Annotated in this window: 26 protein-coding genes, 1 tRNA gene and 1 other RNA gene; 15 read left to right on the forward strand and 13 right to left on the reverse strand. The window is 71.3% G+C overall.

Annotated elements, in window-relative coordinates; translation table 11 throughout:
* The 5 genes from VH914_21065 to VH914_21085 all read right to left on the reverse strand — a co-directional run.
* On the reverse strand, window positions 1-686 hold a 686-nt coding region (locus VH914_21065; protein HEX4493708.1), incomplete at its 3' end, for a carboxyl transferase domain-containing protein.
* Window positions 687-695: 9 nt separating this feature from the next.
* Entirely contained in the window at window positions 696-1,448 is a 753-nt protein-coding gene (locus VH914_21070; protein ID HEX4493709.1) for an alpha/beta hydrolase, read from the reverse strand.
* A 79-nt stretch (window positions 1,449-1,527) separates the two neighbouring features.
* Window positions 1,528-1,938, reverse strand: a complete 411-nt coding sequence (gene mce / locus VH914_21075; protein ID HEX4493710.1) for a methylmalonyl-CoA epimerase — start codon at window positions 1,936-1,938, stop codon at window positions 1,528-1,530.
* Entirely contained in the window at window positions 1,935-3,287 is a 1,353-nt protein-coding gene (gene ccrA / locus VH914_21080; protein HEX4493711.1) for a crotonyl-CoA carboxylase/reductase, read from the reverse strand. Before ccrA ends, mce begins: the two co-directional genes overlap by 4 nt.
* Before the next feature lie 24 nt (window positions 3,288-3,311).
* Window positions 3,312-4,778: an aldehyde dehydrogenase (NADP(+)) gene (locus tag VH914_21085; GenBank protein HEX4493712.1), complete on the reverse strand. Its 1,467-nt coding sequence runs from the start codon at window positions 4,776-4,778 to the stop codon at window positions 3,312-3,314.
* Between the two features lie 114 nt (window positions 4,779-4,892).
* Here VH914_21085 and VH914_21090 point away from each other — a divergent pair, with 114 nt between their 5' ends.
* The 7 genes from VH914_21090 to VH914_21120 all read left to right on the forward strand — a co-directional run bounded on the left by VH914_21090 (window position 4,893) and on the right by VH914_21120 (window position 11,542).
* Entirely contained in the window at window positions 4,893-6,077 is a 1,185-nt protein-coding gene (locus VH914_21090) for an acetyl-CoA C-acetyltransferase (protein ID HEX4493713.1), read from the forward strand.
* A gap of 129 nt (window positions 6,078-6,206) precedes the next feature.
* Window positions 6,207-7,241 (forward strand): hypothetical protein, encoded by a 1,035-nt coding sequence (locus VH914_21095; GenBank protein ID HEX4493714.1) that lies wholly within the window; start codon window positions 6,207-6,209, stop codon window positions 7,239-7,241.
* Window positions 7,238-7,861, forward strand: a complete 624-nt coding sequence (locus VH914_21100; GenBank protein ID HEX4493715.1) for a hypothetical protein — start codon at window positions 7,238-7,240, stop codon at window positions 7,859-7,861. Before VH914_21095 ends, VH914_21100 begins: the two co-directional genes overlap by 4 nt.
* Window positions 7,858-9,045, forward strand: a complete 1,188-nt coding sequence (locus VH914_21105) for a DUF4350 domain-containing protein (protein HEX4493716.1) — start codon at window positions 7,858-7,860, stop codon at window positions 9,043-9,045. Before VH914_21100 ends, VH914_21105 begins: the two co-directional genes overlap by 4 nt.
* Complete coding sequence (locus VH914_21110) at window positions 9,042-9,983, forward strand: MoxR family ATPase (protein ID HEX4493717.1); 942 nt, start codon at window positions 9,042-9,044, stop codon at window positions 9,981-9,983. Before VH914_21105 ends, VH914_21110 begins: the two co-directional genes overlap by 4 nt.
* A 7-nt stretch (window positions 9,984-9,990) precedes the next feature.
* A complete protein-coding gene (locus VH914_21115) occupies window positions 9,991-11,238 on the forward strand; it encodes a DUF58 domain-containing protein (GenBank protein ID HEX4493718.1) in 1,248 nt (415 codons plus the stop codon).
* A 16-nt stretch (window positions 11,239-11,254) separates the two neighbouring features.
* Window positions 11,255-11,542, forward strand: coding sequence for a hypothetical protein (locus VH914_21120; protein ID HEX4493719.1), 288 nt, complete (start codon window positions 11,255-11,257; stop codon window positions 11,540-11,542).
* Here the strand turns inward: VH914_21120 and VH914_21125 are convergent.
* Window positions 11,514-12,497, reverse strand: coding sequence for a stage II sporulation protein M (locus tag VH914_21125; GenBank protein ID HEX4493720.1), 984 nt, complete (start codon window positions 12,495-12,497; stop codon window positions 11,514-11,516). The genes VH914_21120 and VH914_21125 overlap by 29 nt on opposite strands.
* Window positions 12,498-12,500: 3 nt before the next feature.
* On the opposite strand from VH914_21125, the gene VH914_21130 reads away from it, so the two are divergent.
* Both VH914_21130 and VH914_21135 read left to right on the forward strand, forming a co-directional pair.
* Window positions 12,501-13,235 (forward strand): RDD family protein, encoded by a 735-nt coding sequence (locus tag VH914_21130; GenBank protein HEX4493721.1) that lies wholly within the window; start codon window positions 12,501-12,503, stop codon window positions 13,233-13,235.
* A complete protein-coding gene (locus tag VH914_21135; GenBank protein HEX4493722.1) occupies window positions 13,232-13,588 on the forward strand; it encodes a DUF2752 domain-containing protein in 357 nt (118 codons plus the stop codon). Before VH914_21130 ends, VH914_21135 begins: the two co-directional genes overlap by 4 nt.
* On the opposite strand, the gene VH914_21140 is transcribed toward VH914_21135, so the two are convergent.
* From VH914_21140 to ffs, 5 genes are all read right to left on the reverse strand, one after another.
* On the reverse strand, window positions 13,569-14,969 hold the full coding sequence (locus VH914_21140) for an amidohydrolase family protein (protein HEX4493723.1): 1,401 nt from the start codon (window positions 14,967-14,969) through the stop codon (window positions 13,569-13,571). The genes VH914_21135 and VH914_21140 overlap by 20 nt on opposite strands.
* A 27-nt stretch (window positions 14,970-14,996) precedes the next feature.
* The gene (gene recR, locus VH914_21145; protein HEX4493724.1) at window positions 14,997-15,602 is read right to left on the reverse strand and encodes a recombination mediator RecR; all 606 of its coding nucleotides are present in this window, start codon (window positions 15,600-15,602) and stop codon (window positions 14,997-14,999) included.
* Between the two features lie 12 nt (window positions 15,603-15,614).
* Window positions 15,615-15,953 (reverse strand): YbaB/EbfC family nucleoid-associated protein, encoded by a 339-nt coding sequence (locus VH914_21150; GenBank protein ID HEX4493725.1) that lies wholly within the window; start codon window positions 15,951-15,953, stop codon window positions 15,615-15,617.
* An 11-nt stretch (window positions 15,954-15,964) separates the two neighbouring features.
* Window positions 15,965-17,830 (reverse strand): DNA polymerase III subunit gamma/tau, encoded by a 1,866-nt coding sequence (dnaX, locus tag VH914_21155; GenBank protein HEX4493726.1) that lies wholly within the window; start codon window positions 17,828-17,830, stop codon window positions 15,965-15,967.
* A gap of 161 nt (window positions 17,831-17,991) precedes the next feature.
* An RNA gene (gene ffs, locus VH914_21160) (signal recognition particle sRNA small type) lies at window positions 17,992-18,091 on the reverse strand.
* A gap of 51 nt (window positions 18,092-18,142) precedes the next feature.
* Between ffs and VH914_21165 the strand changes: the two genes are divergently transcribed.
* Both VH914_21165 and VH914_21170 read left to right on the forward strand, forming a co-directional pair.
* Window positions 18,143-18,227: transfer RNA gene (locus VH914_21165), tRNA-Ser, on the forward strand.
* Window positions 18,228-18,292: 65 nt separating this feature from the next.
* Window positions 18,293-19,318, forward strand: coding sequence for a phosphotransferase (locus VH914_21170; GenBank protein HEX4493727.1), 1,026 nt, complete (start codon window positions 18,293-18,295; stop codon window positions 19,316-19,318).
* A gap of 199 nt (window positions 19,319-19,517) precedes the next feature.
* Here VH914_21170 and VH914_21175 read toward each other — a convergent pair whose 3' ends face one another.
* Window positions 19,518-21,131 (reverse strand): MFS transporter, encoded by a 1,614-nt coding sequence (locus tag VH914_21175; GenBank protein ID HEX4493728.1) that lies wholly within the window; start codon window positions 21,129-21,131, stop codon window positions 19,518-19,520.
* 139 nt (window positions 21,132-21,270) lie between these two features.
* Between VH914_21175 and VH914_21180 the strand changes: the two genes are divergently transcribed.
* From VH914_21180 to VH914_21195, 4 genes are all read left to right on the forward strand, one after another.
* Window positions 21,271-21,867, forward strand: coding sequence for a TetR/AcrR family transcriptional regulator (locus tag VH914_21180; protein HEX4493729.1), 597 nt, complete (start codon window positions 21,271-21,273; stop codon window positions 21,865-21,867).
* A gap of 94 nt (window positions 21,868-21,961) precedes the next feature.
* Window positions 21,962-22,138, forward strand: coding sequence for a DUF1059 domain-containing protein (locus tag VH914_21185; GenBank protein ID HEX4493730.1), 177 nt, complete (start codon window positions 21,962-21,964; stop codon window positions 22,136-22,138).
* The gene (locus tag VH914_21190) at window positions 22,135-23,268 is read left to right on the forward strand and encodes an EAL domain-containing protein (protein ID HEX4493731.1); all 1,134 of its coding nucleotides are present in this window, start codon (window positions 22,135-22,137) and stop codon (window positions 23,266-23,268) included. The genes VH914_21185 and VH914_21190 overlap by 4 nt, the downstream gene beginning before the upstream one ends.
* A gap of 189 nt (window positions 23,269-23,457) precedes the next feature.
* On the forward strand, window positions 23,458-24,393 hold the full coding sequence (locus VH914_21195) for a GNAT family N-acetyltransferase (protein HEX4493732.1): 936 nt from the start codon (window positions 23,458-23,460) through the stop codon (window positions 24,391-24,393).
* On the opposite strand, the gene VH914_21200 is transcribed toward VH914_21195, so the two are convergent.
* On the reverse strand, window positions 24,378-24,986 hold the full coding sequence (locus tag VH914_21200) for a TetR/AcrR family transcriptional regulator (protein HEX4493733.1): 609 nt from the start codon (window positions 24,984-24,986) through the stop codon (window positions 24,378-24,380). The two genes, VH914_21195 and VH914_21200, sit on opposite strands and share 16 nt — an antisense overlap.
* Between the last annotated feature and the right edge of the window lie 60 nt (window positions 24,987-25,046).

Raw genomic sequence — 25,046 nt, forward strand, 5'->3', positions numbered from 1 at the left:
CCGCCGAGCTCTTCCTGCGTGACGTCCTCGCCGGTGACCGTCTTCACGACGTCGGGGCCGGTGATGAACATGTGCGACGTGCCCTTCACCATGAAGATGAAGTCGGTCATCGCGGGCGAGTACACCGCGCCACCCGCGCACGGACCGAGGATCACGCTGATCTGCGGGACGACGCCCGACGCCTTCACGTTCCGGTAGAAGATGCCGCCGTACGAGTCGAGCGAGACAACGCCTTCCTGGATGCGCGCGCCGGCGCCGTCGTTGAGGCCGATCATGGGCGCACCGACCGATTCCGCGAGGTCCATCACCTTGTGGATCTTCTCGGCGAACACCTCGCCGAGCGCGCCGCCGAAGACGGTGAAGTCCTGCGAGAACAGGAAGACCTTGCGCCCGTCGATCGTGCCCCAGCCGGTGACGACCCCGTCGGTCAGGGGCCGGCTGTTCTCGATCCCGAAGCCGTGCGCGCGGTGGCGCGCCAGCATGTCGAGCTCGACGAACGAGCCCGGGTCGAGCAGCTTCTCGATGCGCTCGCGAGCAGTGAGCTTCCCCCGCCGGTGCTGACGCTCGACGGCCGCCGCGCTGCCCGCGTGCTTCGCCTCTTCCCGCAGCTTCTCGAGCTGATCGATGCGCTCCTCGATCGGATGCGGGTGGGGCGCGGGGTCGGAGCCCGAGACTGCGTCGGCCATGCGATCAGGCTAGGCCAACACCGTCCGCCACTCCGAGACGACGCCCAGGTGCCCCGCGTCGGGCCACACGACGAGAGTCGCGTCGGGAATGTTCGACGCGTAGCAGCGCGCGTCGTCGTGGTTGTGCCGGTCGTGCGCGCCCTGGAACACCGTCGTCGGCACCGCGACCTCCGCGAGACGGAAGCCCCAATCGAGCCACATCGCGACGAGATCCGCCGCGATGCCCTCGGCCCCCTGCACGAGCGCTTCGTTCACCTGCTCGACGAGCATCGCGTTCGCGGGGCCGCGCACCGTCTCGCCGTCGGGTCCCTTGCCGCGGCCGCCGAGGAACAACACCGGGTTCTCGAGGTACGGCTCCATGTGCCGACCGATCGCCCGCTTCGACCGCGTCGGGTCCTGCCGCGCCATCTCCGCGGTCGGGCGCTGATAGTCGCCGAGCGCCTCCCACGCGGTCGGCACCTCGTCGAGCGGCCCCGGCGCGCTCACGATCGCGAGGTGCGCGACCCGCTCGGACAGGTGGCGCGCGGTCGCGACCGCGAACGGGCCGCCGCCCGACCAACCGATCAGCGCGGCGCGTTCGACGTCGAGATGGTCGAGCAGCGCGCGCACGTCGCCGGCCGCGTCGGCGACGCGACGATCGGGCTGCGGGTCCGAACGTCCGTAGCCGGGCCGGTCGTAGGTGACGACGCGCACGCCGAGCTCGTCGACGAGCTCGGGCGGCGGTCGGAACAACCGCGAGCCCGGCGAGCCGTGCAACAGCACGACGGGCCGCGCGCCGTCGTCGCCGTAGGTCTCGTACGCGAGCGACCGCCCGTCGTCTCGCGCGATCGCCGGCAGCGAACTATTCCTGGACGAGCTCGATGAGCGTGCCGAACGCGGTCTTCGGGTGCACGAACGCGACCGTCGTGCCGCGGCTGCCCGGGCGCGGCGCGTCGTCGATCACGCGGTGACCTTCGCGCTTCACGGCGGCGAGCGCGGCCGCGCAGTCGGCGACGCGGTAGCCGATGTGGTGCAGCCCTTCGCCCTTCGCGTCCAGATACTTCGCGACCGTCGAGTCGTCGCGCGACGGCGTGAGCAGCTGGATGTACGAGTCCGCGACCTTGAGCAGCGCTTCCTCGACACCGTCGTTCTCGACGATCTCGCGGTGCTCGACCTCGCAACCGAAGGTGTCGTGGTAGTACGCGATCGCCGCCTCGAGATCGCGCACCGCGATCGCGACGTGATCGATCTCGGTGAACAGCGTCGTGGTCATGATGCGTCCTCGAAGCGACGGAAGAGCGTGATCTGGTCGAGATGCTTCTCGCGAAGCGCAGGATCGGTGACACCAAGGCCCTCTTCGGGCGCGAGGCAGAGCACGCCGAGCTTGCCCTCGCTCAGGTTCTGCTGCACGGCCTGTGCGGCGTCGGCAGTCTGGTCGAGCGTGTACACCTTCGACAGCGTCGGGTGGATGCGCGCGTCGCACACGAGCCGGTTCGCCTCCCACGCCTCGCGGTAGTTGGCGAAGTGACAGCCCTTCAGCGTCTTGAGGTTCATCCAGAGGTAGCGGTTGTCGTACTCGATCATGAATCCCGACGTCGCCGCGCACGTGATGATCAGCCCGCCGCGCTTCGCGACGAACACCGACGCGCCCATCGTCGAGCGACCGGGGTGCTCGAACACGATGTCGACGTCGCGCCCGATGAAGCCGCGGATCTTCTTGCCGAGCCGCAACCATTCCTTCGGGTCCTGCGTCGTCTCGTCGGACCAGAAGCGGTAGCCCTCTTCCTTGCGGTCGATCACGTGCTCGACGCCCATCTCGTGCAGCATCGCGGCCCGCTTCGGCGACGACACCACACCCACCGGAGTGCCGCCGCCGTTCAACACGTACTGGCACGCGTAGGCGCCGATGCCGCCGCTCGCGCCCCACACGAGCACCGACTGACCCTGCGCCATACCGGAGCCGTTGCGGCTCACGATCATGCGGTAGCTGGTCGAGTTGCAGAGGCCGTTGCACGCCGCCTCTTCCCACGACAGGTGTGCGGCCTTCGGCATGAGCTGGTTCGCCTTCACGACCGCGATCTCCGCGAGCCCGCCGAAGTTCGTCTCGAAGCCCCAGATGCGCTGGTTCGTGGCCATCATCGAGTCGTCGTGCGCCGACGGATCTTGATCATCGACGTGGTTGCACTGGATCGCGACGCGGTCACCCGGCTTCCAGTTGCGCACCGCGGATCCGACGCGCAGCACGACGCCCGCACCGTCGCTCCCGACGACGTGGTACGGCTGGTCGTGGCGCGCGCCCCACACGCTTTCCTTGCCGAGGCGCTTGAGGAACCCGAACGTCGGCAGCGGCTCGAAGATCGACGTCCAGACGGTGTTGAAGTTGATCGCCGACGCCATGACCGCGACGTAGGCCTCGTCGGGCGCGAGCTCCGGCAGCGGGAACTCCTCGACGTGCAACGACCGGTGCGGGTCCTTGTCGTCGGACGCCATGCCGGCGAACATCTCCTGCTCTTCGGCCTTCACCAGCGCGCCGCGCACGGTCTCGGGGATCGGCAGCGCGCCGATCTCCGCGGCGGGCGCGTCCTCGAGGATGGCGGTACGGATCGCGTCGATCTCGGACATGGCCGGGAACGGTACCCAGCTTGGTCAGCTCACCGGTAATGCGGCGGCGGGCACGTCCTGGAAGGTGACGGGGCGCAGGAAGCGGCGCACCGCGTGCTGCCCGACCGACGTGAAGCCCGAGTGCGTCGCCGCGGGATACGGGCCGCCGTGGTGCATCGCAGGCGCGATCGCGACACCGGTCGGGAAGCCGTTCCACACGAGCCGGCCGACGCGTTCCACGAGCGCGTCGCGCAGTCGCAGCACCGGCGCGCGGCTGGCTTCCGCGTCCTCGGCGTGGATCGTGCCGGTGAGGCTGCCGTCGATCGCGCGCGCGATCGCGGGCATCTCGTCGACCGCGCCGCGCACGACGATCGCGACCGGGCCGAAGTGCTCGTCGCGCAGTGCGTCGGTCGCGATGAACGTCGCCGTGTCGGTCGCGAGCACGGTCGCCGCGATCGCAAAGCCGCTGTCGGCGAGCGCGCCCTGCGCGAGCACGTCGACGCCGTTCAGCTTCTCGGTCGACGCGCGTTGCGCGGCGAGCCCGTCGCGGATCTGCCCGTTCAGCATCACGCCCGGCGGCGCGGCATCGACTGCGGCCACCACGCGCGCGACGAACGCGTCGCCCGGCGCGCCCGCGGGCACGACGACGACGCCGGGACTCGTGCAGAACTGACCCGTGCCGTTCAGCATCGACGCGACGAAGCCGTCGGCGATCGCGTCACCGCGCGCCGCGAGCGCGGCGTCGGTCACGAACACCGGGTTCACCGAACCCATCTCCGCGTAGACGGGAATCGGAACCTCGCGCGTCGCCGCGAGGTCGTAGAGCGCGCGGCCGCCGCGGCGCGAACCGGTGAACGCGACGGCCGCGATCTCGGGCGCGAGCACGAGCGCGCGCCCGACGTCGACACCCGCGCCTTCGAGCATCGCGAACGTGCCCGCGGGCGCGCCGGCACGCACGAGCGCGTCGGCGATCAGCGCCGCGCAGCGGCGCGACGTCCCGGGATGCGCGGGATGCGCCTTCACCACGACGGGACAGCCCGCGGCGAGCGCGGCGACGGTGTCGCCACCGGGCACCGAGAAGGCGAAGGGGAAGTTGCTCGCCGCGAAGTTCGCGACCGGCCCGATCGGCACGAGGATCTTGTGCAGGTCGCCGCGGGGCGGCACCGCGTCGGCATCGGCCGCGTCGTGGATCGGTTCCAGGAACGCGTCGTCGGCGAGGAGTGCGGCGAAGGCACGGACCTGCGCGCGCGTGCGCCCCCACTCGCCCGTCAGCCGCGCGGCACCGAGGGCGGTCTCGCGGTCGGCGATCTCGAGCAGCTCCGCGGGTGCGGCGTCGAACGCGTCGGCGATCGCGTGCAGCCAACCCGCCCGTTCGGCACGCGTGCCGTGCCGGATCGCGGCGAAGGCCTCCGCCCCGGCCGCGGTCGCGGCACGCACGTCGTCGGGGCTGCTGTCGGTGTACTCGCCGATCGCCGCGGCCGAGCGCGGATCGTGCGCGAGGAAGGTCGTCATGGGCCCCAGCCTCGCACCGCCGTCGACCGCCCGGAACGCTTGTTACCGGCGAGTAGCTCGGCGCTCGCCCGCCGAAATACACTCACCGGTCTGGTCCGAGAGGTGGAGGACGTCATGCCCGGTTCGGTGATCGTCTCGTCGGCCCGCACGCCGATCGGCAAGCTCTCCGGAGCCTTTGCGTCGCTGTCGGCGACCGCGCTCGGAGGCCGCGCCATCGCCGCCGCGCTCGAGCGCGCGGGTATCGCGCCCGACGAGATCGACTACGTGATCATGGGCCAGGTGCTCCAGGCCGGCACCGGCCAGATCACCGCCCGCCAGGCCGCGGTCGCCGGCGGCCTGCCGATGACGATCCCCGCGCTCACCGTCAACAAGGTGTGCCTGTCGGGCGTCAACTCGATCTACCTCGCCGACCAGATGATCCAGGCCGGCGACGCCGACGTGGTCGTGGCCGGGGGCATGGAGTCGATGACGAACGCGCCGTACCTGCTGCCCGGCGCGCGCAGCGGCTACCGCATGGGCAACGGCGAGCTCGTCGACTCGATGATCCACGACGGCCTCTGGTGCGCGTTCGACGCCGTGCACATGGGCGCGGGCACCGAGAGCTACGTCGGTCAGGTCGGCGGCATCAGCCGTGAGGCCCAGGACGAGGTCGCCGCGAAGAGCCACGAGCGCGCCGCCGCGGCGCAGAAGGAAGGCCGGCTCGCCGAAGAGATCGCGGCGGTCGAGATTCCGCAGCGCAAGGGTGACCCGGTCGTCATCGACACCGACGAAGGCGTGCGTCCCGGTACCACCACGGAGTCGCTCGGCGGCCTGCGTCCCGCGTTCAGCAAGGACGGCACGATCACCGCCGGCAACGCGTCGCAGATCTCCGACGGCGCGGCCGCGGTCGTGGTCGCGAGCCGCGAGGCCGCGGAGCAGCTCGGCCTGAAGCCCATGGCGGAGCTCGTCGGGTTCGGCATGGTCGCCGGTCCCGACCCGTCGCTGCTGCACCAGCCGTCGGGCGCGATCAAGAACGCGCTCGAGCGCACCGGGCTCGCACTGACCGACATCGATCTCTTCGAGATCAACGAGGCGTTCGCCGCAGTCGGGCTCGCGTCGATGAAGGACCTCGGCATCAACGACGACGTCGTCAACGTGAACGGCGGCGCGATCGCGCTCGGTCACCCGGTCGGGATGTCGGGTACGCGCGTCGTGCTCACGCTCATCAACGAGCTGCGCCGCCGCGGTGGCGGCACCGGTGCCGCGGCGCTCTGTGGCGGCGGCGGCCAGGGCGACGCCGCCATCATCCGCACGTTGTAATCACCGGTCGGGCTCGCAAGCTCGCCCTCACCGACGCCTCAGCCGCCGGCCAAGGTCGCGCCGCTCGCTCCGCTCGCGCGCTCTGGCGGGAACGCGACTCGTAGCGGCGCCACGCGTATCGTCGGCGGGATGCAACCGCCGCCGTACGGCTCGGGTCCCGGGTACGGCGGGCTCCGTCCGCTCGACGTCGGCGAGATCCTCGACCGTGCGATCCAGATCTACCGAAAGAACTTCCGCGCGCTGGTCGCGATGACCGCGGTCGCGGTCGTGCCGGTCGGGATCATCACGACGCTCGTGAACCTGTCGGCACGCCCCTCGCACGGCGGGTCCACGACACAGCTCGGCGGCATCTCGATCACGTCGGGCACCTTCGACACGCACGACCTGCGCGTCGCGATCGCGGGTGGGCTGATCGTCACGCTGCTCGGCTTCATCGCGGGACGCCTCGCGGTCGGCGCGTGCACGCGCGGCGTGTCGGACGCGTACCTCGGCAACGTGCCGGCCGACGCGCGCGCGTCGCTGACCCTCGCGCTGCGTCGACTGCCGTCGCTGCTGTGGCTCGAGCTCCTCGCCGCACCCGCGATCCTCATCGGCTTCTCCCTCTGCGCCGTCCCCGGTGTGTGGCTGTGGACGTCGTGGCTCGTGGCGACACCCGCGTTGCTCATCGAGGACATTCGGGGCACGCACGCGCTCGGACGCTCGAAGCGACTCGTGGCCCCGCGCTTCTGGCCGACCCTCGGACTCGGCATCCTCGCGACGATCCTCACGACCGCAATCAGCTCGGCGCTCGTCGTCGCGCTCGTCGGTGTGCTGTTCGCATCGCACAGCACGACGAGCACCGCGTACATCGTCACGTCCGGCGCGGTGAGCATGATCTCGTCGTTGGTGACGACACCGTTCGTCGCGGCGACGTACGTGATCCTCTACTACGACCTGCGCGTGCGGCACGAGGGCCTCGACATCCAGATGGTGCTCTCGAACCTCGGCAGCCCGGCGACACCCGCATACGGCCCGACTCCCGCGCCCGGCGCGACGACACCGTGGGGCGCGCCGCACGCGCCCGACGCACCGCCCGCGCCCCCGCCGCAATGGGGCGCGCCGCCTCCACCGCCACCTCCTCCGCCGCCCCCACCGTCCTCGCCCCCGCCGGACCAACCGCGGTGAGCGCGACCGCGATCGATCCCGCGCGGGCGCGCGCGACCGCACGCCACATCCTCGACGGCCGCCGCTACAAGGGCTCGCCGGTGCCGCGACCGCTGCACGGGATCCTGAGCTGGATCGGCGATCGCGTCTCACCGATCACCCACTGGATCGGTGACCGCTTCTCCTGGCTGCCCAACTGGTCGCAGCCGTGGGTCGAAGGGATCGCGATCGCGGCGGTCGTCGCGGTCGTCGTCTACCTCGTCGCCACCGGCGTGCGCGCGCGCACGCACGCGAGCCGGCTCGCGAGCGACGCGCAACCGACCGCGCGCGTGCGCGGTGAGAGCCCAGCGGAGCTCGAGGCCGCCGCGGCGGAGGCCGAGGCGCGCGGCGACCACGCGCTCGCGGTGCGACTGCGGTTCCGCGCGGGCTTGTTGCGGCTCGACCGCGACGCGCACGCGATCGCGTACCGCCCGTCGATCCCGACCGCCGAGGTGCGCGCCGAGCTGCATTCGCCGGCGTTCGACGCGCTCGCCGATCGCTTCGAGAGGATCACGTACGGCGGCGCCGACGCCGAACCGACCGACACCGACGGTGCGCGTCGAGAGTGGCCGGACGTCGTCTCGTCGGCGCGCAAGCCGTGAGCACCGAGCCCGACCTCGCGGTCGCGACGCGCGCGAACCGATGGCAGCGCATCCCGATTGGCTGGCGCGTCGCGATCGTCGTGGTAGTGGGCGCGCTGCTGCTCAATCTCTTTGCCCGGTTCGTGAGCGCGTCGACGGGCGGCGACCACACGCCGAGCGGCCGCACGTCGTCGTCGTACGGCACCCAGACGGACGGGCTCGCGGCGTACGCCGACCTGCTGCGCGCCGAAGGTCATTCCGTCGAGCGCACGCGCGGCGCCTTGGAGTCGTCGACGCTCGATCCTTCGACGACCGTCGTGGTCCTCGATCCCGACACGATCAGCGGCAACGACGCGGGCGTGCTGCTGGCGTTCGTCGTGAACGGCGGCCGGCTCGTCGTCGGCGGCACGTTCCCCGACTACTTCACCGCACTGCGCGACAACCCGCCCGAGTGGACCAGCGGCGGCCCGAGCACGTGGAGCGACGTCGCGTCTTCGCTCGCGCCGATCCGCAGGGTCGTGACCGACGGCGACGGCACGTTCATCGCACCGGGTGCGTCGACGCCGCTCGTCGGCACCACCGACGCCGCGCTCGTGACCGAGGCGAGGGTCGGGCGGGGCACGATCGAGTTCGTCGCCGACGCGTCACCGTTCCAGAACCGTCTGCTCGACACCGCCGACAACGCCGCGCTCGGCCTGACGCTCGCGGGGCCGGCGAGCCGCCCCGTCGTGTTCCCGGAGAGCGTGCACGGCTACGGGCCGTCGCGCGGGCTGGGGGCCATCCCGACCGACTGGAAGCTCGCGCTGCTCGGGCTCGCGATCGCAGGCCTCGTGCTGATGTGGGCACGGGGCCGGCGCCTCGGTCCGCCGGAGGACGCGAGCCGTCCGCTCCCCCCGCCGCGCGCGGCGTACGTCGACGCCGTGGGTTCGACGTTGCGGCGCACGCATCAGCCCCACGACGCGCTCGCGCCCGTGGCCCGGCGCGTGCACGCAACGATCGACGCGCGCGCGACCTTCGGTGTCGACGGTCCCGCGGGCGCGACGGCCGACCTCGAACCCACCGAGTTCGCGCGCCGCGCGCACGCGCTCGGACTGTCCGACGACGAGATCGACGCGCTGCGCGCGCCGGTCACCGACGAGACGGTGCTCGCGCTCGGGCGCGCGCTGCACCACGCCATGCAGGCAACCCGAAGGGAAGGTCAGTGAGAGAGCTCCGCAACCGGGTCGTGTCCGAGGTGTCGAAGGTGGTGGTGGGTCAGGATCACGTCGTCGACGTGCTGCTCGCGGCGACGACCGTCGGCGGCCACGTGCTGCTCGAAGGCGTTCCCGGAGTCGCCAAGACGTTGCTCGCCAACGCGTTCGCGCGTGCCCTCGGCGTCGACTTCCGGCGCGTGCAGTTCACGCCCGACATGCTGCCGAGCGACCTCACCGGCACGATGACGCTGCGCACGACCGCGGCCGGCAGCGAGCTTGCGTTCCGGCCCGGCCCCGTGTTCACGAACCTCGTGCTCGCCGACGAGATCAACCGCACTCCACCGAAGACGCAGTCGGCGCTGCTCGAAGCGATGCAGGAACAACAGGTGAGCGTCGACGGTGTCGCGCACCCCTTGCCCACACCGTTCCTCGTCGTCGCGACGCAGAACCCGATCGAGTACGAAGGCACCTACCCGCTGCCCGAGGCGCAGCTCGACCGCTTCCTCGCCAAGGTCGACGTCGGGTACCCGACCGCCGGCGACGAGGTCGCGCTGCTCCGGCTCGCGCACCGCGGTGTCGCGCCCGCGACGCTCGCCGACGTGCAGCCGGTCGTGACCGCCGACGAGCTGCGCGCCGAGTCCGCGCGCGTCGATACGGTCACGGTGTCGGACGACGTGCTCGCGTACGTCGCCGCGATCGTGCGCCGCACACGCGAGGTGCCGAGCGTCGCGCTCGGTGCGAGCCCGCGCGCCGCCGTGCACCTGCTCGCGGCGGCGAAGGCGGCCGCGAGCATGACCGACCGCACCTACGTGATCCCCGACGACGTGCAGGCGGTCGCGCGCGCGGTGCTGCGCCACCGGCTGCTGATCCGCCCCGAAGCCGAGCTCGAGCACTACAGCGCCGACGACGCGATCACGAGCACACTCGCTGCGGTGCCCGTCCCGCGGTGAGCTCGACGTGAGCCCCACAGTGCGCGCCGCGTACGCGCTCGGCGTCGTCGCATTGCTCGCACTCGCGATTCCGATCGCGATCGTCGTCGTGCTCGCGATCGCCGTCGCGATCGCGACCGTGGTCGACGCGGTGCTCGCGCACCGCGCGCCTCGGCTCAGCCGCTCGGTCCCTCCCGTCGTCGTCCGTGGCGTCCGCGCGCCGCTCACCGTGCGCGCCATCGGTCCGAGTGCATCGCGCGTCCGGCTGCGTCAACCCGCCGTGCCCGACCTCGTCGTCGACCCGCCCGAAGCCGACGGGCACCTCGACGCGCACGTCACCGCGCGCCGGCGCGGCCGCCACCTGCTCCCCCCGGTCGCGGCCCGCACGGTGGGGCCACTCGGCCTCGGCAGCTGGCAGTTCTCGGGCGGGGAGGACGCGCAGGTGCTCGTGTACCCCGACGTCCCCGCGGCGCGCCGGCTCGTCGTCGCGCTGCGCCGCGGCCGCTTCCGCGATCCGGGCCTGATCGCCAAGGGTGCGCTCGGGCTCGGCACCGACTTCGAGACCGTGCGCGACTACCAGCCCGACGACGACATCCGGCAGGTCAACTGGGCCGCGACCGCGCGGACGGGCCGGCCGATGAGCAATCAGTACCGGATGGAGCAGGACCGCGACGTCGTGTGCGTGCTCGACTGCGGACGGCTGATGTCGGCGCCCATCGGCGAGCGCACACGACTCGACGCCGCCCTCGACGCGCTCGCGGCGGTGGTGCTCGTCGCCGACGAACTCGGCGATCGCAGCGGTGTGATCGCGTTCGACGCAGAGATCCGCCGGCGCGTCGCGACCGGTCGTCGCAACAGCGACGCGGTGATCGGCGCGGTGTTCGACCTCGAGCCGCGCGCCGTCGAGAGCGACTACGACCTCGCGTTCCACGCGGTCGGGTCCGCGAAGCGCGCGCTCGTCGTCGTGTTCACCGATCTCCTCGACGAAGCGGCGGCGCGTTCACTCGTCGCCGCGATACCGGTGCTCGCGCGCCGTCATGCGGTGGTCATTGCATCGGTACGCGACCCAGATGTCGACCACGCGGTCCGCGTCGAGCCGCGCGATCGCGACGACGTGTACCGCGCCGCGGTCGCGCTCGAGCTCCTCGACGGCCGCGCCCGGGTGGTCGCCCAGCTGAGCCGCGCCGGCGCCGAGGTCGTCGAGTCGGCGCCCGAGCACCTCGCGGCCGCATGCGTACGCGCCTACCTCCGACTCAAGTCGCGCGCGCGGCTGTAGCTACCATCCGTCCCACATGAGCGATCAGGAATGGGTGCCCGGCGAGGTCCCGGATGGCGTCGGTCCCGAGGTGTTCCGCGAGCAGTTGCGGCGGGCCGCCGGTCAGGATCCCGAGCACGGGGCGCACATCCAGCTCGAGTCCGAGACCGTGTTCCTCGAGGACGTCGAAGCGGTCGAGGCCGACACCGAGCCGACGCGGTCGCGCGTTCGGCTGCGCAACGGTGCCATCATCGGTGGGTTGACGGGCGCGGCGATCGTGGCCGCGCTCGCGACGATCAGATACCGGCGTCGACGGTCGTCGTAGTTACGGTCGCGGGCTTCCCGCGCCACAGCACGAGGCCCCAGAACACGGCGCCGAGCGCGATCCCGATCGTCAGCACCGTCGGGAGCCCGAGCCCCGCGGGGGTGATGAAGCCTTCGACGAGCCCCGCGACGACGAGCCACGGTGCGGTGCCGAGGATCATCTCGATCGCGGCGCGCGCTTCCTCGCGCAGCGCCTCACCGCGTCTTCGGTAACCGGGATCGACGATCGCCCAACCAATGCGCAACCCGGCCGCGGCCGCGACGCAGATGCAGCTCAGCTCGAGCACACCGTGCGCGGTGATGAGCGCGAAGAACGGACGACCGTTGCCCGCGCCGATCGAGAGTCCCGCGACGACGCCGAGCAACACGCCGTTCTGCACGAGCACGAGCACTGTGCCGAGTCCGAGGAGCAGTCCGCCGCCGAACGCGAGCATCGTGACCGTGATGTTGTTCGTGAAGATCTGGCTCGCGAGCGCGGCCTGATCGCTGACGCTCACGCCGAGGTCGGTGTTCGACGGGCGTGGTTCGGTGACGCGCTGATACTGCGAGGGCACGAGTCCCGACGCGGCGCCGGGATCGCGCCACGCCCACATGCCCGCGAGCAGCGCGGGTGCGAAGAGGAACAGCACGGCGACGAGGAGCGGGACCGGCCGCTCGCGGATCCGGCGCCAGTATCCGTGCGACACGAAGTCGCGCACCGCGCCGCGCCGCGGCTCCGAGTCGTACACGAGGTGGCGGGCGTTCGTGACGAGCCGCTCGAGTCGGCGCACTGCGGGATCGGCCGGGTAGCGATGGCGCGCGAGTGCGAGGTCGGCCACCGTCTCGCGGTAGCGCACGCCGAGCTCGCGCACGCCGTCGGGACCGAGCCGTTCCGGACGCTTTCCGGCGTCCCGGACGAGCGTTTCCAGGCGCTCCCACGTTGGTGATCGGTCGGCGACGAACGCGTCTACGTTCATGGCGTGCCGATCGACGAACAGGTCACGATCGCGACACCCGAGGGTCTCGAAGTCGACCTCGTGCTCGCCGGTCTCGGTTCACGGTTCGTCGCCCGTCTCCTCGACAGTCTCGTGCAGCTCGGCATCATCATCGCGCTCGTGATCGTCGTCGCGAACGTTCACAGCGGTTGGGCGGTTGGGGCCGCGCTCATCCTCTATTTCGTCGTGATCTTCGGCTATGACGTCGGGTTCGAGGTGATCGGGTCCGGTCGCACGCTCGGCAAGCGCGCTGCGGGGTTGCGCGTCGTGCGCCTCGGCGGGCAGCCGGTCGGCTTCACGCGCAGCGTCGTCCGCAACGTGTTGCGGCTCATCGATTTCCTCCCGACGATGTACCTGCTCGGCACGATCCTGATCCTCGCGACGCGCGACAACCAGCGGCTCGGTGATCTCGCGGCGGGCACGATCGTCGTGCGCGAGCACGGCACCAAGCGCGAGACACCGGGTTGGGCGAACTGGTCGCGACCTACGGTGCCGCCGGACGCGGTCGCGGGTTGGGACGTCAGCGCGGTGACGCCCATCGAGATCGCCGCGATCCGTCAGTTCCTCGATCGCCGGCTCTCGCTGCCTCCCGACACACGCGCGCAGCTCGCGTGGCAGCTCGCCGCGCGCGTCAGCGCGACCGTCACCGGTATCCCGCCCTCGGCGCACCCGGAGTACGTGCTCGAAGGCATCGTCGTGGCGAAGGAGCAGCGGCGATGAGCGAGGTGGCCGTCGACCGGCGCGCCACGCGCATCGTCGCGGGCGCGATGCTCGGCGCCGCGGTCGTGTGGCCGCGGCTGCCCGTACACCCGCCGCTCGCGTGCCCGTTCCGCACGCTCACCGGCATCCCCTGCCCGCTCTGCGGGATGACGCGCGCGGTCGTCGCCGCGACGCACGGGCACCTGCTCGAGTCGCTGCGCTTCAACCCCGCGGGGATCCTCGTGGTCGTGCTCGCGATCGCGTTGCTCGCCGGGCTTCGTGTCGACCGCGTGCGCATCCCACCGTGGACGATCGCGCTCTTCGGCGCGCTGCTCTGGGCGTGGAACGTCGGCTTCAACCCGACGTTTCACTAGCCAGCGCGCGGCGCAGCGCGGGCAGCGCGTTCGCGACCCACGATCGATCGCGTTCGCCGTCGACGCGCGCGAGCACCGCGTCGTCGATCCCGTACACGCGGCGCGCGTTGTGGCTCAGGATGCGCTCCTTCGTGTCGCGGTCGAGCGCCGGGTACCCGAACTCGGCTTGCATCGCGGCGGGTATCTCGAAGGCCCGGAACGCGTCGATGAGCGGCTGCGGCGATCCGTACCAGACCGAGTCGGTGCCCCACAGGATGCGCTCGGGCCCGAGCGCGACGAGCAGCTTGCCGAGCACGTGCGCGGCCTCGACCGGCCGCCGCAGCATCAGGTACCACGTCGTGCCGAGCTCCGCGTAGACGTTCGCCCGCGGACCGATGCCGTGTGCGGCGAGCGACGCGATCAATCGATCGACGCCGCGGCGCGTGCCGTCGCGCGCCTCGGCCACGAACGGTCCCTCCGCACCGTTCGGATCGCGCTCGTAGCCGGAGTGATACACGACGAAGTCGATGTCGGGGAAGGCGGTCGCGGCGGGTCCGATGTCACGCGGCGACGCGGCCGCGACCGACGCGTCCGGAATCGGTCCACCGAGCCCCTTGTGCGTCGCGACGACACGCGGACCGAGCGCTCGCACGCGCTCGAGGAACGGGAAGCCGATCTCCTCGTCGTCGAGGAACCAGCCGCCCGTCGGTGACGCGGCCGTCGGTGGACCGAACAACGTGTACACCTTCCATCCCGACGGATCGCACGCCGCGCGCCACTCGTCCATCGCATCGAGCTCGCCGTCGATGTTCGGGTGCACGATCGTGTGCGTGAGCACGCGGCCGCTGCTCGCGTAGCGATCGACGACCGTCCGCGCCGACGCGATCTGCGGGTTCGTGAGCACGTTGGTCGCCGCGGGACCGGGCGTCGACGTGAGCAGCGCGACCGCGGTCTCGCTCGCGCCGAACACGAGACTCGCCCACGCACCCGCGTCGATCACCTCCGGATCGACGCCGGCAGGCCACCGCTGCGGATCGACCATCGTGAGGAAGCCCGCGAGCGCGGCCGCATGCGAACCCGTCCAGCGCGCGGGATCGACGAGGTGCGTCTGCACGTCGACGACGGGCGCGCGCCCGGCGAACGCGGCCTCGGCCGCGGCTTCGTCACGCGCGGCTTCCTCCGGCACCGCGTAGAACCCGCCGCCGTGCGCTTCGTCGATCGCGAGCAAGGTGGCCGCGGTGCCGCGCCGGTCGAAGCGAAACTCGTCGACATCCATTGCGACCGCGCGCGCGAGCTCCGGCAGCGCATCGTCGAGGCGCGCGAGCGCGCGGCGATCGCGTGCCGTCCACGGCAGCGGTTCGTACTCGTCGCTCGCGCTGCACCGCAGCAGCGGCGGGACCACAGGAGATGTCGGTCCGCGCACGCGCGATCAGCGATCGATCTCGCGCCGGCCTTCGAGCGCGCGCCCGAGCGTCACCTCGTCGGCGTACTCGAGGTCACCACCCACCGGCAGGCCGCTCGCGATGCGCGTCACCCGTAGGTCGAGCGGCCGCAGCAGCTGCGCGAGGTACATCGCCGTGGCCTCGCCCTCGACGTTCGGGTTCGTCGCGAGGATCACTTCCTTCACCGCGTCGCCGTCGATGCGCCCGAGCAGCTCCTTGATGCGGAGCTGGTCGGGCAGCACTCCCTCGATCGGCGAGATCGCGCCCTGCAGCACGTGGTAGCGGCCGCGGAACTCACCGGTGCGCTCGACCGACACGATGTCGCGCGGCTCCTCGACGACACAGATCAACGTCGGGTCCCGCCGGTCGTCGCGGCAGAACGCGCAGAGCTCGCCCTCGGCGATGTTGAAGCAGGTGCGGCACCACGAGACGCGTTCCTTCGCCTCGACGATCACGCGCGCGAGCCGCTTCGCGTCCTCCTGCGGTGTCTTCAGCAGGTAGAACGCGATGCGCTGCGCCGACTTCGGACCGATGCCCGGCAACCGGCCGAGCTCGTCGATGAGCGCCTGGACCGGGCCCTCGTAGAGCGACATGCGTGGGGCGCGCTACCCGAGTCCGAGGCCGCCGAGGCCGAGCGCGTCGAGGTTCATCCCGCCCGTCACCGCGCCGATGCGCTGCGACTGCAGCTCCGACGCGCGCCGCAATCCGTCGGCGAGGGCGGCGACGACGAGGTCCTCGAGCGTCTCGACGTCGGCGGGATCGACGACCGACGGATCGATCGAGACGCGCTGCACCTCACCCGAACCGGTGACCGTGGCCTTCACCATGCCGCCGCCCGCGCTGCCCTCGACGGTCTCGTTCGCGAGCGCCGCCTGCGCCGCGGCCATGTCGGTCTGCATCTGCGCGATCTTGCGCATCATCTTCATCTGGTCGGGTTGCGCCACGGCTCGCTCCCTCAGGCTCGGGGACGCTCTTCGACGATCTGCGCGCCGAAGGCCTCGATGAGGCGGGTCTGGGAATCTACCGGTGCATCACCCGCGGGCGCGTCCTGCAGGTCGCGCAGATCGATGTCGTTCTCGTCGGGCAGGTCCGGTTCGTTCGGGATCTCGCGCGCCGGCGTCGCCGCGCCACTGCTGCCGATGGGCGCGAGCGCGTCGGGCGCGTCGAAGTCGTGGTTCTTGAGCGAGAAGCGTGGCTCCTGCCCGAGCTCGGCCGCGAGCGAGGCGCGGATCGCGTCCGCCTCCGCCGTGAACTTCTTCGCGATCGTCTCGCGTCGCACCGCACGCACACCGAAGATGATCGTGTTGCCGTCGACACCGATCGGCTGCGCGTCCTGGATCGCGGCGCGCACCGGCGGCGAGAGCGCGGTGAGCGTCGTGCTCCACGCGAGGATCACCGCGTCGAGATCGAGCGGTCGTTCGACCACGGCGGTCGCCGCGGCGGGCAGGGTCGGTTCCGCCGATGCCTCGGGCTCGGCCTCGGGAGGCGGCGGGGCGGGGCGGCGGGTACGCGTGCCGAGGTGGGGCCCGGTGCCGGACGGCTTCGGCGCGTCGTCGGTCAGGTCGACCGCGGGTTCCGGCGCGGGCGTCGCCGCGCGCGGTCGGGCGGGACGGGGCACGGTCGGCGCGGCCGCGGCCGCGGGAGTGGCCGCGGGCCCGCCCCCGTCGACGAGCTGCTTCTCCAACCGCTCGACCCGCTCGAGCAACGCCTCGATCTGCGTGCGCGACTCACGCCGCGCGAGCCGCACCATCGCGACCTCGACGAGCAGGCGCGGATCGGGCGCCGACGGACCACGCACGTCGACGATCGTCTGCCCGAGCGTCTCGATCGCGCGGGTCATGCCCGCGGCGCCGAACGCGTCGGCGAGCGCGCGCAGGCGTTCGATCTCGTCGGCCGGGCCGTCGTAGGGCACGCGGCCCGCGCCCGCCGCGAGCACGAACGCGTCGCGCAGGGTCTTCAGGAGGTCGTCGGCGAGGCGGCGGGCGTCGACCCCGGCGGTCATCGCGGCATCGACGGCGCCGAGCGCGGCGGCCGGGTCGTCGGCCGCGACCGCCTCGAGCACCTCGACGCGGCGGTCGAACGGCGTGTCGCCGAAGGTCGCGAGCACCTGCTCGGTGTCGAGCCGGCCCGCGCCGAGGGCAAGGGCCTGGTCGAGCAGCGACAGGGCGTCGCGGTCGGAGCCCGCGGCGCGCCGGGCGATGAGCGCGACGGCCTCGGCCTCGGCGACCACGCCTTCCTGTTCCAGGATCGAGGCGAGGTGGCCCTGGATCTCCTCGATCGACAGGAGCGTGAAGTCGAAGTGCTGGGTGCGCGAGCGGATGGTCGGCAGCACCCGCTGTGGCTCGGTCGTCGCGAGGATGAAGACGACGTGCGCGGGCGGCTCCTCGAGCGTCTTCAGCAGCGCATTCGCCGCCGCCGCGCTGAGCATGTGGACCTCGTCGACGATGTACACCTTGCGCAGTGCCGCGCCCGCGAGGCCGAGGTTCACGCTCTGCACGAGGTCGCGTACGTTGTCGACGCCGTTGTTCGAAGCCGCGTCGAGCTCCGCGAGGTCGAAGAAGGCGCCCGCCGCGATCGCGACGCAGTTCTCGCACCTGCCGCAGGGCTCGGCGTCGGGCTGCAGGTCGAGGCAGTTCAGCGCCTTCGCGAGCAGGCGCGCGGTCGACGTCTTACCGGTGCCGCGCGGGCCGCTGAAGAGGTAGGCGTGACCGACGCGACCGTCGGTGATCGCGTTGCGCAGCGCGGTGATGACGTGCTGCTGGCCGACCATCTCGCCGAACCGCTGCGGGCGGTACTTGCGGTACAGCGACTGCGAGGCCACGGCTCGACACTACCGCCCGCCTCGGACGCTCCTACCGGGCGGAATCGCAGCCGTTCTCGGCACGCGGGCGAGCGGAGCGAGCACCGCGACCTCGCTCGCTCCCATCCCGCGTCTTGGAGACCGACGCGTGCGAGGCCGACCAGAAGAAGTGGCCCGCCCGCGCACGACAGGCGACCCGGCGGCACCCGGGAGAACCCGCTGAGAGCTGCTTCCTTCCGGACCTGACTCGGTTCACGGGATCCCGTCGCGCCGGACCCGTCACGCGGCGGGCGAGCCGTTCGGGAGCGTACAGGTACGATCGCCGTTCCTTCGGGAGGGATGCGAGAGCGGCCGAATCGGCACGCTTGGAAAGCGTGTGAGGGGCAACCCTCCGTGGGTTCGAATCCCACTCCCTCCGCTCGGCCGTTGTCGATGCCACAACGGCAGCCTCGGCGCTGATCGTGGCGCACGTCGCGTGTCCTGGTGGCCATTGCCATGACCGGAATCGAAGCTTCAACCTCTCCCCCTGCCTCGCCGCGCTGGTTTGGACCGAGAGCCAGCTCAGATGATCCGGCCGTCTCGGCCCTGATCGAGCGCGTCGCGCGCGGGGCCGGGTGGGCAGACATCGGCGGTGGGCTCAACCTCAACCTGCGGATAGACGCGGAGCCGCCGGTTGTCCTGCGGGTTCACAGGCCCTGGGTCCGCCGCGGACGGGTCGCGGGACTGCGGCGCTTGCGCGAACGGCTCCCGCGGACGCAAGTCCGCGTCGCTCGGCCGATTCCGATTTCCGGTTGCGACCTCCTGAGGGTCGCTGATCGTTGGGCTGAGCTCGAGGAGTTCATCGAGCACGTGCAGCCGAGGGTGGACGAGGACTCCTACGTTCGCCTCTTCGAGGAGCTCGGACGGTTTCACACTGCGCTCAAAGCAGTCTGGGAGCCCAGTCCGCCGGAACCCCTCGACGACCACAGAACCTTCGGTCAACTGCGTTACTCGGTCGGCTTCACACGCCGCAGGCTCGGACCCCGCAGCGAGCCGGTCGTGCACCGGATGCGCCGACTGACTGGCGAGCTCTCCAAGCTCCGGAACGAGGTCGAACTGCCATGCGCTCCGATTCATGGGGACTACAAATTGGAAAACGCGGGAGAACTGTCAGACGGCTCATGGGTCACCTTCGACCTGGATTTCGCGAGGGTCAGGGAGCGGCTGTACGACATCGCGGCCACCCTGCACCACGTCGCACAGGGCGGCCTCGGCCGGGAGACGGCTACCGACTCGGAGCTGTCGACGCTGGAATTGCTCGAGCCGCGACGACTGCTCGACGCCTACGAAAGCACGGCTCCGGAACGGTTGACTCGCGACGAGTACCGATGGCTCCCCGGGGCTCTCGCCCTCGTGCCCCTGCACTGGGCTGCCACCGCAGGGCTCGTGGGCGACGGCATCCGCGAGGCCGAGAGCGCGATGACGGCCGCCGAGGCCTGGTGGTCGCGCCGGTCCGAACTCTTGTCGTAATCCGGCGGCCGCGCCCGGGTGACTGGAGTTCCGAGGCGAGAACCGGACCGTGTCGCTCCGAGCTGAACTGCTCTGGATCGCCAGGTTGAGGGCAGGACAGGGGTCAGTCGCGCGTGCCCCGGATATCGGCGAAGACGGCTTGGAGAACGTCCCAAGGGTTCGCAAGACGTCCCACAAGTTCCGCTCGGTCGCACGTTCGTCACCCGAGGGCGGGCTCCAGTCCCAGCCCCTCGCCCTCGAGGGCCAGGAACTCCTCGTCGAGCGAGTCGGAGTCGGCGGGCACGACCTGCCGCTCGCCCCGCAGGAACACGTACACCGCGCCGACCGCGAGCAGAACGGCACCGATGTACATCGCGTACCGGCTGCCGACCATGAACGCGTCGCGCGCAGCAGAGGCCAGCGGGTTGCCGGAAGCGCCGAGCTTGTGCGCGACCGCGATCGCCGACGCCGGGGCATCGTGCGCGGCGGCGCGCGCAGAGGCCGGAAGCCCGCCCAAGCTGTGGTCGATCTGGCCGCGGTAGCCGGAGTTGAACGCGGAGCCGAGGATCGCGATGCCGAACGCCGAGCCGAGCTCGCGCGCGGTGTCGTTGACCGCCGACGCGACCCCCTGCTTCGCACGTGGGAGCGAACCGACGATCGCGTTGGTCGCCGGCGTCATCGCGAGCGCGGTGCCACCGCCGATGACGAGCAGCGCGATCACGAGCTCCCAGTAGCTCGAGCTCGCGTTCATCGTCGCGATGATCACGAAGCCCGCAGCACTGATCGCGAGACCGCCCGCACCGATGAGGCGCTGTCCGTAGCGCTCGGCGAGTGTCGCCGCGACCGTCGACAGCGGCATCATCACCGCCGCGATCGGCAGCAGCGCGACGGCCGACTGCAGCGTGCCGTAGCCGAGCACCAACTGCAGGTACTGCAACGAGATGAAGAAGAACCCGAACATCGCGAAGAACTGCAGGAAGAGCGACGCCGAACCGGTGGCGAAGCCGCGGATGCGGAACAGGCGCGGATCGAGCAACGGCGTCGACGTGTGCAGCTCCCAGCGCACGAACGCGAGGCCGACGATCGCGCCGCCGACGATCCCGGCGAGCGTGACGGGGTCGCTCCAGCCGCGGCTGGGTCCGTCGATGATGCCGAGCACCAGACCGCCGATCGCGAGGGCGGAGAGAACGGTTCCGATCGGGTCGAGCCCGACGTGGTCGCCTTCACGCGTCTCGGGCACCGCGAGCACCGTCGCGATCAACGTCGCGGCCGCGAGGATTGCGCCGATGACGAAGATCGAACCCCACCACCACTGCTCGAGCAGCGCGCCGCCGACGAGCATGCCGAGGATGCCGCCCGCGCCGGCGAAGCCCGCCCACACGCCGACCGCACGCGCCCGCTCCTCGGGCGGGAACACGCTCGTGATCGTCGACAACGTGCCCGGCATGATCAACGCGGCGCCGACGCCCGTGATCACGCGCCACAGGATCAGCTGTCCCGCGGTGCCACTGAACGTCGAGGCGGCGCTCGCGATCCCGAAGATGGCGATACCGGCGATGAGCGAGCGGCGGCGCCCGAACCGGTCACCGATCGCGCCGGCGGGCAGGAGCAGCGCGGCGAGGGCGACCGTGTAGCCGTCGACGATCCACTGCGTCTGGCTCGGCGAGGCTCCGAGCGCCGCGGTGAGCGTCGGGACCGCGACCGCCATCATCGAGACGCCGGCGACGACGAGCACGAGTGCCAGGCACATCGTCGCCAGCACGGCGGTGCGCCGGCGCGACGAGAGGCCGCTCGGGGCGGCCGTCTCGGATGCGCTGACCAGGGAGTTCGGCATGGAGACCTCCGGTGGGATGAACCCGGAACTTGCTGTTTCCGGAATTGACCATTTCACAATGCCGGAGTACAATCCGGAAGTCAAGAGTTCCGGTAATGAATCCTCTCGGAATATTCGGTGAGCAGTTACGATGACGGGAATGGCGACGACAGGAGCCGAGGCAGCGCCGGCCATCACGGGCCGACCGCGGGGTCGTCGCCGCTCCGCCGACCGGGAGCCGCTGATCCTCGACGCCGCGAGCGAGCTGCTCGACGAGGTCGGCTACGACCACCTGCGCGTCCAGGACGTCGCCGAACGGGCGCACGTCGGCCTGGCGACGATCTACCGCCGCTGGGCCACGAAGCAGGACCTCGTGATCGCCGCGATGCGACACGCCAAGGCCGACGTCGTGCGACCGGAGACCGACGACCCGCGCGCCGATCTCGAGAGCTACCTGCGCGAGATGGCGTCTCAGATGTTCGGTCCGAAGTCGTGCTTCGTCGTCGGCTTCGTCACGGCATTGCGCGACGACCCGGATCTCGGCCGCGTGTTCCGCGAGTCGCTGCTCGACGACATGCGCGCGCAGCTGCGGCGGCCGATCGCGCGCATCGTCGGCGACGACGACCCCGATCTCGACGTCCGCACCGATCTCGCGCCCGCGCTGCTCATCTATCGCACCCTCGTCGGCGACACGCCGGACGACCCCGACGCCCTCGCCCGCAGGCTGTGCGCCCTCGTGCTCGGATCCGTCTCCTGATCGTCTGAAGCGACGGCGGCGTCACACGGCTCAACCGGTGGGCCCGAAGCGCCGACACTCCGGTTTGGGTGGACGACCCGAGGAGGATCCGACGATGAAGCAATTTGCCTGTGGTGACGTGGTGCCCGGCTGTGACGCGAAGTTCGTCTGCTCGAGCGACGAGGAGATCCTCGCCCGGGTCGCCGAGCACGCCGCGACCGCGCACGGCATCTCGGAGGTACCGGCCGAGCTCGTCGACCAGGTACGGAGTCACATCCTCGCGGTGGCGTGACCGGCCCGACGGCCGGGCCGCGCACCGCGGCGACGTGGGAAGCGCGCGTCGACCACGCGCTGACCGGGCGCGTGGCGATCGAGGCGCGCTTCCAACCGATCGTCGATCTGCACCGGCGCACGGTCGTCGGTTACGAGGCGCTCGCGCGCTTCGCAGAGACGAGCGAGGGTGCGTTCGGTCCGGACGAATGGTTCGCGGCGGCGCATCGCGTCGGTCGCGCGGCCGAGCTCGAAGCGCGCGTGTTGCGCGCGGCGTTGGCGTGGCGCGCCGACCTGCCGCGCAACTGCTTCCTCGCGGTGAACCTCGAACCGGAGTCGTTGACGGCACCCGCCGTGCGTGACGCGTTCGCGGAGCAGGGTCCGCTCGGTGGTGTCGTGGTGGAGATCACCGAACACCGGCCGCTCGATCTCGATGCCCTCGAGCGACCGCTCGCGCAACTACGCGGTGCGGGCGCGCTCATCGCCGTCGACGACGCCGGCGCGGGATACTCGGGACTGCAACAGATCCTCGCGTTGCGGCCGGCGATCGTGAAGCTCGACAAGGAGCTCGTCACCGGCATCGACCGTGACGAAGCGAAGGCCGCGCTGGCGGAGATGCTCGGGCAGTTCGCGGGTCGCATCGACGCGTGGCTCCTCGCCGAAGGAATCGAGTCGGTCGGCGAGGCGCGCCGGCTCGTCGATCTCGGGGTGCCGCTCGCGCAGGGCTGGTACTTCGGACGCGCCGCGGCGCCGTGGGCGTCGATCGATCCCGCCGCGGTACGCGAGCTCCAGCGCGCGAGCGATGAGCCCGCGCACGGTCTGCACCGGCTCATCGATGCCGTCGGCGCGATCGACGAGCTCACGGCGATGGCGTCGCCCGCGGCGTGCGCGAACGCGCCGTGGACGCCGGTCGTCGACGAGCATCGCCGGCCCGTCGGTCTGCTCACCGTCGACTCCGCGCTCTCGGGGAATCTCGTCGAGGCCTTCGTCGCGAACGTGCACACGACGCCCGTCGAGCTCGCGCAACGACTCAGCACCGCCGAGGTCGACCCCGGCGCACCGGTGGTCGTCGTCGACAACGCCGGTCGCTACCTCGGGCTGGTTCCGTTCCGACGTCTGCTCGCGCAGCTCGGACGCACCTCGCCCGGCTGACACTCGGTCGCGATCGACTCGGCGACACCGCCGCGATCACGACCTCGAGCCGGGGCCGCCACTCGAACGGTTCACCGCCGTGACGCTTGTCACGGAATCGAACGTCCGATCGTGGAATGCGTACCTCTCGTCGACGTGCTGCACGGGGCAACACGCCGCGGGGCGGCGCACGGGACAAGGGGTCACCCGATGACGCGAAGCATTGAGCACACACGACGGGCAACACCACCGCTGAGCTACGTGCTCGAACGGCGAGTGAACCGACCATCGCACGTGGTCGCCCGGACGCTGCGGGACCGATCGAAGATCGCACCCGCGTCCGGGTTCGCGCTCCGCGACGGAGGAACACTCGTCGTCGAGGATCCGCTGCGACCGTCGACGCATCCGCTCGTGCGCGGACAGGAGTCGTGGCGCGCGGGCGCGCGGTTGCTGAACGGGCGCGGACAGGTCGTGGCGCGCGTCGACATCGAGGTCGTGATGTGGACGCCCGGTTCGATGCTCGTGCAGTTGCGGCCCGTCGACGCGAACACGCACCGGTGGAGCGCACGGCGCGCCCGCCGCTATTTCGCGCTCGCGCACGCAGGCGCCGATCGCCTCGAGCGCGTGCTGAACGACGAGGGAGCTCGGCGCGTCGCGCGCCGGGTGCCGTTCCAGATCCGTCCGATCGAAGTGGACGACCTCGAAGGCCTGCGCGCGTTGTTCTGGCGGCTCTCGCCCGAGTCGCGCTACTACCGCTTCCTCGCACCGGTGCGCAGGCCGCAGGAGCGCTTCCTCCATCACCTCGCCGAGGTCGACCACGAGGCACGCGATGCGATCGTCGCCGTCATCGACGACGAGATCGTGGGCGTCGCCCGCTACGACCGGGACCGCAGCGATCCACGCAACGCCGAGGTCGCCGTGGTCGTCGAGGACGCGTGGCACCGGAACGGCATCGCGACCCGGCTCGGGTTCGAGCTCTCGAAGACCGCGTCGCGCCGGGGCATCGAGCAGTTCACCGCGACGGTCGCCGCCGACAACCGCGCGATCGCGACGTTCGTCGGCTCACTCCCGGTCCAGTCGTCGTGGGCTTGGGACGGTGGCCAGCGCCAGCTCGCGATTCCGCTGGCGCATCACATGGAGTCGTAGAGGAATCCGAGCACGGTATCCATGGTCTCGTCGGTCACCGCCGACGGATCGATGAGCCGCAACAGGCCGATGCCGTCGAAGATCGCCTGCGAGAGCAACGCGACCTGCTCGTGCGGACGGCGTGCCGGCGCGCCACCCGCCGCGGTCTCGGCGTCGATGAGGTCGACCGTCATCTGGCGCGCGCGGCGAATGCTCGCGCGGAGCTTTTCGGCCGCGTCGGGATTGCGGCGCGCGTACAGGATGAACTCGAGATACAGCGCGCTGCGCGCTTCGTCCCAGAAGAACGTGCGTGAGTGCAGGAGCTCTTCGACGCGCGATCGCTGCTCCGCTTCGTCGTGCGAGCCACTCTCGAGCACCTCGGCTGCGACCGCGAACTGCCGTTCGATGCGGTCGTCCATGACGGCGAGGAAGAGATCGTCCTTGTTCTTGAAGTTCGAGTAGACCGCGCCCTTCGTGAACCCGGCGCGCCGCGCGACCTCGTCGAGCGTGGCGCCGTGGAACCCGTGCTCTTGGAACACCTCGGCCGCGGCCTCGAGCAGATGGCTGCGGGTCATCTCCCGGCGGCGCTCGGGTGTCAGCGGTTCGAGCGGCATGAGGAGAAGCCCCTTTACACGCGCCGGTCCAGAGTAGATACTCGTTGGTATGTCGCAGAC

Source organism: Acidimicrobiia bacterium (genome assembly GCA_036271555.1).
Lineage (GTDB): Bacteria > Actinomycetota > Acidimicrobiia > IMCC26256 > PALSA-610 > DATBAK01.